The sequence below is a fragment of the uncultured Turicibacter sp. genome (assembly GCF_938044715.1).
GTDB lineage: Bacteria > Bacillota_I > Bacilli_A > MOL361 > Turicibacteraceae > Turicibacter > Turicibacter sanguinis.
In genome coordinates this window covers 1-12,178 of the sequence record NZ_CALIOS010000082.1, presented here as the reverse complement: position 1 = coordinate 12,178, position 12,178 = coordinate 1, and the positions used below count along the sequence as shown (strand labels likewise).

Here is a 12,178-nt window from a genome sequence, read left to right as displayed (position 1 = left end):
TTCTTAAGTGCTGGAAGCTTCAAACTTAAAAACTTTATTCAAAATTAAATAAGTATCCTAACTAACCATCACGAATCATTTTTTTCATTTAATACTTCTACCAGAAACTTAACGTACTAAATACACTTGACCTATCACTACTAAAAACACAAAGGATATTCTCCTGTGATACTTACACGATACTTCATTTTACCCCATCAAAAAAAGCTAATTCATCTCACTTGAATTAGCTTTTTTTAATTTAAATAATGATTCCATTACAATGATCAATTTCATGTTGAATGATTTGTGCAACGAATCCGGTAAACGTTCCTTTTTGTTTATTAAATTGCTTATCTAAATATTCTACCTCAATGGTTTCATATCGTGTTGTTTCTCTAAATCCAACAAGTGATAAACAGCTTTCTTCTGTCACATAACTTTTTTCTTTTTTTACGATAACGGGATTAATCATTGGAACAATGATCTCCCCAATCGCAAAGACGATGATGCGTTTTTTAATCCCAATCATATTGGCGGCCATGCCCACACATCGCTCTAAATTAGCTCGTAACGTATCGATTAAATCTTCAACAACCGCTAAATCTGCTTTTGTTGCAGGAACTGATTTTTGTGCTAAAAATTTTTCATCTTTCATAATCGGTCTAATCATTGTCTACCTCCTAATATCTCTTCGCGTAACCACATCTCTTACAGAGTTCTTCGACTGCTACACGATTTGAAAAGCCATCATACATCGCCTTGGCACGCTCACTTTCTAAAATATCATGCAGCGGTGTTTCAAATACATTTCCTAAAGGAATTTTCCCTTCACTATCTAAACAGCAAGGCACCACTGTTCCATCCGCCTGAATTCCAATATGATCGCGAAGACCGTAACAGAACATTTTCTCACTAATCACCTCGCGCTCTAAACTTGGCCATTCAAATTTATCCGCCATATTAATAAACACGCGATCACGAATTTTAACATTGTTCGTTTCCATGAGTTTTTCGTTTAGGCGATACGGAAGATGAAAGGCTTCTTCAATCAAGTCTAAAATCTGTTGGTTAAGTGTATTTTTCGCCTGTAATGCTTCGCCATCCATGTTCCAAAGTCGTAGATTGCAGTAGACAGGACGCACTGCTTGTATTTCATCAATAAAAGAAGCAATTTGCATCAGATAGTCTTTTAACGTTTGCGTTGATTCATTGGCTTCGAAAGAATGAACCGAGAAGTTAATTTGACGAAGTGCCGGTGATTGAATTAACGTTTCTTTTACTTTTCCAATCAAAACACCATTTGTCGTTAAATTAACCTGAATTCCCGCTTCATGACTCATTTCTAAAAAACGCCCAATTCGAGGATTTAAGAAAGGTTCTCCGAGTAAATGAAAATATAAATAATTCGTATAAGGTTTAACTTCTTTTAAAATATGTTTAAAATCGTCTTCATTCATGACTTTTCCATTTCGCCCGAGTGTAGCACTTGGACAAAAATCACACTTTAAATTACAACGATTCGTTATTTCGACATATATCTTTTTAAATCGGGGCATAGGACCTCTCCTTTAAATAATCTACACTTATTTTAGCACAGCTATCTCACATTTCAAACTCAATCCCACCACTGTCCATAGACAATCATTTCCAAATTAGTTAGAATAAAAGACACAATCAATTAAAAAGGATGATGATGAATGAAAGTAGGTTTAGTACTTGAAGGTGGCGGGATGCGCGGCTTTTATACAATGGGTGCACTAGATTATCTGATGGAACAAGGGATACTTTTTGATTATGTCATTGGCGTCTCAGCTGGGGCTTGTCACGGTGTTTCTTACGTTTCAAATCAAGCTAAACGAAGTTATCGTGTTAATACAAATTACTTAGGTGATAAACGTTACATTAGCTTTTCTAACTTTATTAAAACCAGATCTATTTTTGGGATGGATTTTATTTTTGATGAAGTTCCTCATAAACTAGACTTATTCGATTATGACACTTTCTTTAAATCCCCCTGTGAATTTAAACTGGGTGTAACCGATGTTGAAACTGGAAAACCGGTTTATTTTGATAAAACGGCACTTGATCATGATTGTACTGTTTTAAAAGCTTCCTCTTCTATTCCAGTATTTTCTCCTATTGTTGAGTATAAAGGGAAAAAATATTTAGACGGAGGAACATCTGATGCCATTCCTGTTAAAAAAGCATTAGAAGATGGCTGTGATAAAGTCGTGGTGATTTTAACACGTGATCGACATTATCAAAAGTCACCAGAACAATTTAGATTTGTTTATAAACGCGTGTTTAAAAAGTATCCCAAAATGATTGAATTACTAGACAATAGGCATAAAAATTATAATGAAACACTTGCTTATTTAAGAGAACTTGAAAGCGAAGGGAAAGCCTTGGTCATCGCACCAAGTCATCCCATTACGATTAGTCGTTTTGAAAAACATAAAGAGAATTTAGAACCGATTTATGCGATGGGGCGTAAGGATTTATCGAAGGAAATTTTAAAAATCAAAGAACTTTTAAAAAAGGCGTAGCGATGTCGCTACGCTTTTTTGATGACGAATTCTTTTCTAATACCGCGACTTAGTGCATATTGATAGGCAGCGGTTTTACTATTAAATGATTGTATTTTCAAAACGTTTAAAGGATAATAAATATCTTGATATTCACGATCTAAAACATCTAGGGTTTCTAAGACGATAAAAGGTGCGCCCAGTGCCGCCTCTAAGGTTTCATATTCGATCGCATCAAAGTCAATGACCCCCATTAACTCTTCCATGAGTTGGGCCATCAGTAGATCAAACTTTTGAACATCTAGTCTAAAATTAATTTTTTCCATAATATCAAGTAATTGATCGATGCTATTTCGAACTTCTTTAAGAGCTGCGGCGACTGACATGGCTTGTAAAATAGAACTCAATTCTGTGATTTGCACCGATAAACTTTCTAATATACCAAAATTATTTTCGAATCGTTGATACTCATTCAACAATTCATAATATTCTTCCTTGCTTAACACACAGTTTGCTATTTTAATAGATTGATGGACTCGGTCTTCACAAGAATCACATTGTTTTAACGTTTCATCCAACGCTATTCTTAATGATTTTATCACTTCTTTTTTTTCTAATTCATCCTCAACTTTCATCATTTCTTCTCACCCACTTTATTTAAGGTCAATCATTTCTCTACACCTTACATTTTATGAAAAAACGTCATTTATCATGACGAATTACATCAAAAAAAAGCAGGTGATTCAATCCTCACCTGCTTTTTAACGATTTAATTTCTATATTGAAACAAAACATGTATTTCACTATTATCAAATAGTCTCATTACCTAAGTCTTTTTAATACAAAGACATAACCATAGTCTAGGGGTCCCCTTCCCCACTAGCAGGATAAAAGTTTTTCAAGTGTGAAACACTTATCTGAGCTTATAAATCTCTAATTTCAATTTCTGTTCCTTCGGGTGCTTTAATTTTAAAGAGATATCCATCTTCAACTTTATAAACGATCTCACCATTTTTGATTTTGAAATGTTCATATCCTAATTGTTGAATTCGCTCAATTTCTTCAAAAACATTATCAACTAAAAAACACAGATGAACGATTCCTTCATTTAATGAACTCCAAGGATTTAGCGTCTCGCCTTGTTTAGCTGTTTGAAGTTCAATCATAAAGTTTCCAAGTTTTAACCAGGTATTAAACGCTCGGTTATGGAAGTTTGGTGTTTCTTGTACGATTTCAAATCCTAAAATTCTCATATAAAACTCAAGAGATTCTTCATACTTTTCTGTTTGAATACAAACGTGATGCATCATTTTAATACTCATATTAAACTCTCCTATTCCCTTTACTCGTTGAAACTTAAAATCGCGTAGGGATGTCCTTCTTCATCATTTAATGATACATAGTATATCCCATCTAAAGAGACTGATGCTGGAATCATGATATCACCACATTTAGCTGCTTTTTTGTATTCAACACGGACACGTTTAATCTCTAACTCCTGCGGAAGGCATTCAAGTGCTAATGCTACATAGTGACTATTATTAACATGGCCGTTTGTATCAATTTGACACGGGCGAATGGTAACCTTCGGGAATGTATCCGTTGCCTTTGGTGCTTTAATCTTACGAGGCAAGTACTCCATTTCAAACTTTTCTTCAATCGGATATTTAGCAATTTCTTCCGTTGATAATTTAGCAAAACTTTCCGAAATCGTGTCCATAAATACGCCTCCAAGGTTGGCATAAGCTAGGACGTTATCCGCCTCATCATATAACACATAATTACGGTAACCAAAGCAACCTTTACACTCGTAAATTTGTGTTCCGACTTTAATCTTTTCACTTTCCTTTGGTAGACGATTAATTTCAATCTGCCACGACAAAATAAAGAAAGCTAAGTTTTGAGACTGAAAATAATCCAACCCAAGGCCAATATCTTCTAAATGAAATGTACTGCAATCTTGGAAATAATTAATTAAATGATGCAGCGTCAAGCCCCCATCTAATCCGACTTCACTATATCTTACACGACCTGCCATTAGATACATCGAAAATGACCCCTTCTTCTATTAAAAATATAATTTATTATATCAAAAAAAGCATTAAAGTCATTGTAGACTTCAATGCTTTTTTTCGATTTCATACAAATTCTACACTTTAAATCATTCTAATTCCTTGTTCTTTTAATTTTTGTAAAATATCATTCGCTTCTTGAATATAGTGGCAATTTACTTTTTTCAATTCATGATTTTTAAATTCTAATACAACCGTCTTCAATTGATTTAACCGCGCTCTCTGTCCCTCTTTTAATCCACGAGTATCAAGACTCGCTGCCCTTAATAAGGATTTGGGCTTAATACAAGGTTCCCCCTCTAATATAATAATGTGTTTTTCAGTTAACACTAACTGACGATTTTCATAAATGATGGTTTCCTCTGATAAATAATCAAGCGCAATCCCAATTGACATCGGTTCTTCATGTGAAATCAACACTACTTCATCTGATTTCATAAAAGCTACAAATTGTTTAAATAATTTAATCCCGTGATAAAGTAATGAAAAAGTTACTAATACTAAAATGCCAACCATCACAAGCAATAAATAGCCAACAATCTGGGAGAAACCTTGAACCGGATTTAAACTATTTTTTTGATGAATGATATAAGTTCCATATCCTAAACCTGCCGTTATCACGCCTAAAATAATCCCATATCCGAAATAACTAACCCCTGATCGTACAAACCCATTCGTAATATACTGCTTCAAATCAATTTTGACTGCTCCCATCTCCGCTCCCCCATTAACTAATAAATTAAACTCCATCTAAAATGCTCTTTTTCCGCTTGTGGACTTTCTAGTGTTTGCTTTTCACTTTCTTCGTTTTTGGGTTCTACATTTTGGCATCCTCCTAGTATTAAAATCAGTCCCATTACAAGCATGATTTTTTTCATGTCGCTTCACTTCCTTATTAAATTTGAACATCTTTTCTAACTTACCCAAATCATAGGAAATAAAACCTTAATTTTTTCCTAATCTTGATGAGGTATCCAATCTTATTATTAAGCTCATCTTAGCACACAGCGCTTACAAAAAATATCGAAATCATTTCTTTTTATATGGATTTTTTTGATTTTTAATCACAAAAAAAGACTGTCCTTAGATAGCCTCTTAATCTTCTAAACCTTTTCTTTTTATAAAAACCCTCAAAATCTAATCAGACTTTGAGGGTTAAATGTGATTATTTTTGATTTTTTGCTTTATTATTTTCTAATGCCATGATTCCTAAAATGTATCCAAACTCACCAAATCCGCATATTTGTCCAATACAAGCCGGCGCTGTAACTGATTGATGACGAAACGCTTCACGAGCATGGACATTTGAAAGATGAACTTCAACCGTTGGCACATCTGCGATTGCTTTAATAGCATCATGAAGAGCATAGCTATAATGAGTAAAGGCACCTGGATTGATGATCACGCCATCATAGTGTTCAAAGTATGCCTTTTGTAACCATTCAATGATCTGTCCTTCATAATTACTTTGAAGAACTTCAATTTCATGACCACGCTTTGTTCCTTCTTCTTTAAGATAGCCAACGATATCAGCATAGCTACGGCTTCCATAAATTCCTTTTTCACGAATCCCAATCATATTTAAGTTTGGTCCATTTAACACTAAAATTTTCATTATGATATCTCCTCTAAGTCTAGCACTTTAACTTTTATTGAATACTAAAACATCCCTAGAGTCAACCATTCCTAGCTACTTTAGTAATTTAGCTAAGTATTTTGATTTCATTTGTTCACTTGCCATCGCTTGTTTAAGTGGCGGTAAGTTTAAAATAGCCTGTAAGATGGCCGCCATTGCACGATGTGAACCAAACGCTTGATTATCGAAAATTAAATCTTGTAACTGCCCTTTTTCAATCGCTTGTAAGACAACACGATGGACAGAATTAACAGGTGTGATCACACGTTTTCCACGGTTTTTAAGCATGATACTTTTATTAAAACAAGCTCTTACACAAACACCACATCCTAGACAAACTTCTTCATTCACCTGATATTCAAAGCGCTCTGTTGACTTTCCTTCATCGACTTTTACTTTCGAAATTGCATCAATTGGACAATCACGCAAACATCGTCCACATTTCACACACGTTTCATGATTAATTGATGGAATAAAATTTGTTGTTTCAACCGGATGAAGATTTCCAAACTTTTTCGCTGCTAATAAAGCCTCACAACAGCAACCACAGCAGTTGCAAATAAAGGTTGGATTATTTTGAACATTCTCACCGCATTGAACTAGTTTATATTCATAGGAACGCTCTAAAACGTCTAGACATTCAGAAGCATCAATTTCCCTTGCATAACCATACTTAATTAATGATTGGGCCGCACCACCAAACGTTAAACAGACATCAAGTGGAGCATTACAGGCTTGATTCATATGTAACATCTTATGACGACAATAACAATCACCTAAGGCAATATGTGAAGCCGATTTAATAATGTGTGAGGCTCTTTCATAATCTAAAATTGAAACAGTATTTTCACGACTTAAGACTGATTCATTGACATAAACACGTCCAAGTTTGGTGTCCGTTGAGTAAAATAAATCCTTAACAAAATCTTCTTCTACATTCAAATATTGATAATATAATTCAGCCAATGCTTTTTGATTCACATTTTTTCCGATTCGCATCAATGAAAACTCAAAAAAACCTGCCATTGGAGGAGGTAGCATAAAAAGACGATCTTCTTTTGTTTCCATATCTAATAAAATGGCACGAGAAGCTAGTTCTTCTAAGATTTTTTCCGTTTCGTCTAGTGGTAATTTCCACGCCTTCGAGGCTCTTGCTGAGTTAAATGGACGAACCGGTAATTTAGAAACTAAATCTGCTTCACGTTCAGAAAATAACAGTTTTAAAATTTCATTCAATGTTTCACTTTTTGGAGCTCCTTGAGGGTATTTATTAATTCTCTCTTCTAAACTTTTATAGGCATCTTTTGCAACTAAATGTGACACGTCTTCACTCCCTTCCATTTTTCATAAAATTTATTCTATTGTAAACTTCTTACACTTAAAATATTCAAAAAGCGTGACATCATCGCTCTTTAAATTAATTATTTTTCAAAAAAATCCGGTGTTGCTAAACCTTTTCCTGCTTTTTCACCCACTCCAATTCCAATTTCTTTTAACTTAGTTGATAAAATATTCTCATGATATCACTTTGCGTTCATCCATAAATTCATATACTGCTTATTTAGCAGGATCTGTACCACTCTTTGTTAGTCATTAGCCTTCTATCTCATTAAATTTAGGACTTTATTCATCTATTTATTTAAATTACTTCACTCAACATCCCTTCAAAAAAATATTTTTATGTCTTTTTTTCGCTAAATTTCTACTTTTTTATTGACTTTAAAATCATTAGTCGGTATATTATTTACAAATAGGAACCCTTTAAGATAGCTCACGAGAAGCTATTAAGGTAAAATAATACGTTTTATAAAGTGTGAAAATGCATGACTTCTATGTTGCTTTTTTACTTATATCGTTGTATTCATTTGAGCCTTAATTTCGTGACATCCTTCATGAAATTAAGGCTTTTTTTACTGGGTCCTAGCATCTTATATGAGGAGAGGATTTAACAATGCGTCAAAAAAAATCAAATAATCGTTTAGCGATTCATATGGCAATTGCCTTAGTTGCTGGATTAATTACAGGATCATTATTCTTAATTTTACGTGAAAATTTATTAGCAGGTGGCAATGCCGATCTTTGGGCAACCATTAATAAAATTTTATTCCAAGATATCAGTGCTGAAGGAGCAACAGATGCATTTGGAATCTTCTATATTTTAGGTCAATTATTCTTAAATTCAATGCAACTTGTGATTGTTCCAATGGTATTTACATCAATTGCTTTAGCAATGTGCCGTATCTCTGATACGAAAACACTTGGACGCTTATCTTACAAAACAATCGGTGGATTCTTAGCAACTTCAGTCTTCGCCTTATTACTTGCTGGTGTTGTTGGATTAGTTGCTAATAAATTTGGAATCTTTAATGTAAGCATCGATAATATTACCGCTCAAACAGGCACAACAGGTTCTAACCCATTATTAATCTTCGTTAAAGCTATCCCAAATAACATTACATCAGTCTTTTCAACAAACGGAAGCATTCTTTCAATCGTATTCTTAGCTGTTGTAACAGGTTTATCAATTAATCATTTAGGTGATCAAATTTCAGTTTTAAAGAAACTTCTTGAAGATGTTAATAAAATTATCACGGTCTTCTTAACATTCTTAATTACAAAATTCGGTCCATTTGCTATCTTCGTCTTATTAACGAGAACATTCGCCATTTATGGTGTTGAACACTTGAAACCTGCCTTAGCTTATGTCGTAACAGTTGTTTTAACCTTATTATTCTTCTTAGTATTTGGTTATGCATTATTCATTTTAATTGCAACTCGTTTAAATCCAATGCCATTCGTTAAGAAAATCTCTAAAGTTGCGATGTTTGGATTCTCAACATCATCTTCTGCTGCAACATTACCTTTAAACACAAAGACAACAACAGAAGAACTTGGAGTAAACAAAGAAATTGCTTCATTCATCTTACCACTTGGAATGACTATTAATATGAACGGAACTGCCATTATGCAAGTCATTGCAGCCATCTTCATCGCTTCAAGTGCTGGATATGAAGTCACATTTGGAAGTATTTCATTAATCGCTATCCTAGCTTTAATCGCTTCAATCGGAACGCCTGCTGCTCCTGGTGCTGGTGCTGTTATCTTGTTTACGGTATTATCAGGAATGGGATATCAAAATGATGCTGCTTTACTAGCTTACTCATTAATCTTAGCAATCAACCGTCCAGTTGAAATGTTAGTGACGGCCCTAAATGTCGTTGGAGATTCTGCAACAGCTATTGTTGTGGCAAAATCAGAAAACAGTTTAGATGAAAAAGCTTATTACACTGAAGTAAAATAATAAAAAAAACGTCAATCTAGTTCATCTAGACTGACGTTTTTTTTATGTATGCCTCAAGGAGTTGTGCCGCATCTTCAACATATGACGTACATAATTTTTCATGACGCTTATGTTGTTCACATTGCAATAATTCATCACACCTTAAAGAGCCATTCTTTTCTTTAAATTTATCTCCTAATGTGTGAATCAATTCATAGCATGATTTACGAGAAGCATTTTTCTCACGATCACCATCTGATGCTAGATAGCTAGCAGCCATAAACATCCCCGTCACCGCACCACAAGTATCACGTAAGCCTCCCATTCCACTTCCAAATCCTTCAGCTAATCGAAAGGCTTGTTCCTCTTCTAAACCAATTAAATCATGATAGGCACACAAAACAGCCTGAGAACAATTATAGCCTTTGCAATGTTTTTCAATCGCTTTATTCACTCGATAATCCATTTTATAACTCCTTTAATAATGTTTATTTTTAATTATATCACACCTTAACAGCACGCTTTTTTTACAGTTTATAGTAAAATAAAGTCGTTAGGGAGATGATATGATGAAGAAGGTTAAAATAAAACAATTATCTGAGTTAGAACTTTATGCTTTTTTAAGGCAACAAGCACGTGAAGGGTGGTTTCCAACATCTTTTTCTTCATCCTACATTATATTAGAGGAATCACAACCTCAAGATGTTATTTTCCATTTCGACACTTTCCCATATACTTATTCAGCAATTGAAAAACTAAACAAAAAGTTCCCCTCATATTTAGATGCATTTGAAACAGAGGGTTGGCACTATGTTGCTCACTATCAATCACATTACTTATTTTATTCTAGCGATGTATTTGCCTACATCCCTAAAATTGAACAAATGAAATTTAAACAGTTTAAAACTTATCTTGTTCACGATTTATTCAGCGCGACTCTATCACTTCTTGCCATCTCTTTCATTCTAGCGTTTTTTCTGATGGACCTCAATTTTTTAATAAACTGGGATACATTTGCGCTTCTCCTGATGATGATACTCATTTCGATTGCCTTATTTCTTCAAATCCTAATCAATATAAAGTATTTATGCACCTTCAACGAATTACAATCTTCCCCCTTTAATGACTCGTTCAAAAAATACAGGCATCAGCTCCCTACCATCACAACCATTTTCTCCATCCTAAACGTTGTGATTGTTCTTCCTCTTTGTTGCATCGGCATTCTTTTAAATAAACAACCCTCTCAAGAAACACTTTTATTTCTGGGTCTTCCCTTTGGTATTCAATTTATAAGTGAAGTCTTAGAAAAGTATAGTCCACTTCAATTGTCTACTAAAAAATTCAATGCCTTAAGTTGGATTCTTCCACTTTTGTTACTTCTTTGGAGTGCCTTTTTTGATATGTCTCATCCTTATAATGAAGTCGACGTCAAAGATATCATCACAATAGCTGATTTAACCCCTCATGAGGTTTTAACCTATTACAGCCAGTATTCCAATCATATTGGACCTATCTTCGAAGAAGTAAAAATTTATAGTGAGAGTTCTTCTTTACATCAATTAGATTTTAAATCGTTTAAAACTTCATCTTCCCAACTACAAACTTATTTAAACTATTACTTTACTCAACAAATAAAACAGCATGATCCATTCAGAATATATCCTTATCTCTTTGCTCAATTCAAATCCTTTAATTTATATGTTTGTGACAATCAAGACCTATTTATTGTAGCTGAAAAAGATGATGAATTCATTTATCTCTATTTTGAAAATAATCGTGAAGATTTTAATTATGTCATTCAACAAGTTGTAGATTTAATAAAATAATAAAAGACTTGCCCTTGAGCAAGTCTTTTTTGTTATCAATAATTATGGCATGGCATTTGGAAATAGCTTTTTGGATACCCACAGACTGGGCAGTAATCTGGAGCTTCTTTACCAACTTGACGATGTCCACAATTTCGGCATTCCCAAACGACGGGATTTTTTTTTTCAAAAACTTGATTATTTTCAAGATTATTTAATAGTTTAGAATAACGAATACTATGTCCATTTTCAATTTTAGCTACCCCTTCAAATAAAGCAGCAATCTCAGGCAACCCTTCTTCTTTGGCAATTTTTGCGTAATCAGGGCACATATCCTCTGATTCTCCGGTTTCTCCAAAGGCTGCTATTTTTAAATTATCTTTTGTTGTTCCTAACCCACCATCATGTAAAAGTTTATACCACATCTCGGCATGTTCTTTTTCATTTCCTGCTGTTTCTGTAAAGAAGGCTGCAATTTGTTCATATCCTTCATCCTTTGCAACTTCTGCATAAAATGTATATTTATTTCTTGCTTGTGACTCCCCTGCAAAGGCATTTTTTAAATTTTGTTCCGTCTTCGTCCCTTTTAAATTTTTCAATGTTTCACCTGACACTAAAGAATCCATTTACTCATCACTCCAATCAACATTCATTCTTTAATATTGATATGCTAATTCCCGATAAAGGTTACTTTCTCAAGTTAACCCTTTACAAATTTATCCTAATAACATATGTAAAAAAGAGGTTGCTCTCATCGAACAACCTTTTTTCTTATCATAAAAAAACTCCCCGGAATCCGAGGAGTTTTAAGTGTGTTAACTATTCAGTCATTTGTAATGCAGTATTGTAATCGTCTAAAGCTTTAGCAGCTGCTTCTT

The 12,178-nt window shown here is 33.9% G+C and carries 14 protein-coding genes; 3 read left to right on the top strand and 11 right to left on the bottom strand.

Translation table 11 applies throughout. From position 1 onward, the window contains the following. Nucleotides 1–241: 241 nt before the first annotated feature. Together QWC74_RS08780 and QWC74_RS08775 are read right to left on the bottom strand one after the other, a co-directional pair. A complete protein-coding gene (locus QWC74_RS08780; RefSeq protein WP_006784976.1) occupies nt 242–652 on the bottom strand; it encodes a peptide deformylase in 411 nt (136 codons plus the stop codon). Nucleotides 653–662: 10 nt separating this feature from the next. Beyond that, nucleotides 663–1,538: a radical SAM/SPASM domain-containing protein gene (locus tag QWC74_RS08775; RefSeq protein WP_006784975.1), complete on the bottom strand. Its 876-nt coding sequence runs from the start codon at nt 1,536–1,538 to the stop codon at nt 663–665. A 141-nt stretch (nt 1,539–1,679) separates the two neighbouring features. Between QWC74_RS08775 and QWC74_RS08770 the strand changes: the two genes are divergently transcribed. Beyond that, nucleotides 1,680–2,528, top strand: a complete 849-nt coding sequence (locus QWC74_RS08770) for a patatin family protein (RefSeq protein WP_006784974.1) — start codon at nt 1,680–1,682, stop codon at nt 2,526–2,528. Between the two features lie 8 nt (nt 2,529–2,536). On the opposite strand, the gene QWC74_RS08765 is transcribed toward QWC74_RS08770, so the two are convergent. From QWC74_RS08765 to QWC74_RS08735, 7 genes are all read right to left on the bottom strand, one after another. Beyond that, on the bottom strand, nt 2,537–3,145 hold the full coding sequence (locus QWC74_RS08765; RefSeq protein WP_006784973.1) for a hypothetical protein: 609 nt from the start codon (nt 3,143–3,145) through the stop codon (nt 2,537–2,539). 285 nt (nt 3,146–3,430) lie between these two features. After that, nucleotides 3,431–3,829: a VOC family protein gene (locus QWC74_RS08760; RefSeq protein ID WP_006784972.1), complete on the bottom strand. Its 399-nt coding sequence runs from the start codon at nt 3,827–3,829 to the stop codon at nt 3,431–3,433. Between the two features lie 20 nt (nt 3,830–3,849). Further along, nucleotides 3,850–4,554: an acyl-[acyl-carrier-protein] thioesterase gene (locus QWC74_RS08755; RefSeq protein WP_006784971.1), complete on the bottom strand. Its 705-nt coding sequence runs from the start codon at nt 4,552–4,554 to the stop codon at nt 3,850–3,852. 109 nt (nt 4,555–4,663) lie between these two features. Then, entirely contained in the window at nt 4,664–5,329 is a 666-nt protein-coding gene (locus QWC74_RS08750; protein ID WP_006784970.1) for a hypothetical protein, read from the bottom strand. Then, entirely contained in the window at nt 5,311–5,457 is a 147-nt protein-coding gene (locus QWC74_RS08745) for a hypothetical protein (protein ID WP_006784969.1), read from the bottom strand. Before QWC74_RS08745 ends, QWC74_RS08750 begins: the two co-directional genes overlap by 19 nt. Before the next feature lie 287 nt (nt 5,458–5,744). Continuing rightward, nucleotides 5,745–6,194, bottom strand: coding sequence for a type II 3-dehydroquinate dehydratase (gene aroQ / locus QWC74_RS08740; protein ID WP_006784968.1), 450 nt, complete (start codon nt 6,192–6,194; stop codon nt 5,745–5,747). A gap of 75 nt (nt 6,195–6,269) precedes the next feature. Next, nucleotides 6,270–7,538 (bottom strand): 4Fe-4S dicluster domain-containing protein, encoded by a 1,269-nt coding sequence (locus QWC74_RS08735; RefSeq protein ID WP_237701275.1) that lies wholly within the window; start codon nt 7,536–7,538, stop codon nt 6,270–6,272. Nucleotides 7,539–8,166: 628 nt separating this feature from the next. Between QWC74_RS08735 and QWC74_RS08730 the strand changes: the two genes are divergently transcribed. Then, nucleotides 8,167–9,516, top strand: coding sequence for a dicarboxylate/amino acid:cation symporter (locus QWC74_RS08730; RefSeq protein WP_006784966.1), 1,350 nt, complete (start codon nt 8,167–8,169; stop codon nt 9,514–9,516). A 25-nt stretch (nt 9,517–9,541) separates the two neighbouring features. Here the strand turns inward: QWC74_RS08730 and QWC74_RS08725 are convergent, their stop codons facing one another. Beyond that, complete coding sequence (locus QWC74_RS08725; RefSeq protein WP_006783475.1) at nt 9,542–9,961, bottom strand: C-GCAxxG-C-C family protein; 420 nt, start codon at nt 9,959–9,961, stop codon at nt 9,542–9,544. Between the two features lie 103 nt (nt 9,962–10,064). Here QWC74_RS08725 and QWC74_RS08720 point away from each other — a divergent pair, with 103 nt between their 5' ends. After that, complete coding sequence (locus tag QWC74_RS08720; RefSeq protein ID WP_262951698.1) at nt 10,065–11,321, top strand: DUF2812 domain-containing protein; 1,257 nt, start codon at nt 10,065–10,067, stop codon at nt 11,319–11,321. A 35-nt stretch (nt 11,322–11,356) separates the two neighbouring features. Here the strand turns inward: QWC74_RS08720 and rbr are convergent, their stop codons facing one another. After that, entirely contained in the window at nt 11,357–11,926 is a 570-nt protein-coding gene (rbr, locus tag QWC74_RS08715; RefSeq protein ID WP_288993980.1) for a rubrerythrin, read from the bottom strand. Nucleotides 11,927–12,178 lie beyond the last annotated feature (252 nt).

Bases quoted from the DNA above. Each gene is read 5' to 3' on its own strand.
- QWC74_RS08760 (WP_006784972.1), bottom strand. From the start codon at position 3,829: ATGAGTATTAAAATGATGCATCACGTTTGTATTCAAACAGAAAAGTAT.
- QWC74_RS08720 (WP_262951698.1), top strand. From the start codon at position 10,065: ATGAAGAAGGTTAAAATAAAACAATTATCTGAGTTAGAACTTTATGCT.
- QWC74_RS08725 (WP_006783475.1), bottom strand. From the start codon at position 9,961: ATGGATTATCGAGTGAATAAAGCGATTGAAAAACATTGCAAAGGCTAT.
- QWC74_RS08730 (WP_006784966.1), top strand. From the start codon at position 8,167: ATGCGTCAAAAAAAATCAAATAATCGTTTAGCGATTCATATGGCAATT.
- QWC74_RS08750 (WP_006784970.1), bottom strand. From the start codon at position 5,329: ATGGAGTTTAATTTATTAGTTAATGGGGGAGCGGAGATGGGAGCAGTC.
- QWC74_RS08780 (WP_006784976.1), bottom strand. From the start codon at position 652: ATGATTAGACCGATTATGAAAGATGAAAAATTTTTAGCACAAAAATCA.
- QWC74_RS08765 (WP_006784973.1), bottom strand. From the start codon at position 3,145: ATGATGAAAGTTGAGGATGAATTAGAAAAAAAAGAAGTGATAAAATCA.
- QWC74_RS08755 (WP_006784971.1), bottom strand. From the start codon at position 4,554: ATGTATCTAATGGCAGGTCGTGTAAGATATAGTGAAGTCGGATTAGAT.
- QWC74_RS08745 (WP_006784969.1), bottom strand. From the start codon at position 5,457: ATGAAAAAAATCATGCTTGTAATGGGACTGATTTTAATACTAGGAGGA.
- QWC74_RS08770 (WP_006784974.1), top strand. From the start codon at position 1,680: ATGAAAGTAGGTTTAGTACTTGAAGGTGGCGGGATGCGCGGCTTTTAT.
- aroQ (WP_006784968.1), bottom strand. From the start codon at position 6,194: ATGAAAATTTTAGTGTTAAATGGACCAAACTTAAATATGATTGGGATT.
- QWC74_RS08775 (WP_006784975.1), bottom strand. From the start codon at position 1,538: ATGCCCCGATTTAAAAAGATATATGTCGAAATAACGAATCGTTGTAAT.
- rbr (WP_288993980.1), bottom strand. From the start codon at position 11,926: ATGGATTCTTTAGTGTCAGGTGAAACATTGAAAAATTTAAAAGGGACG.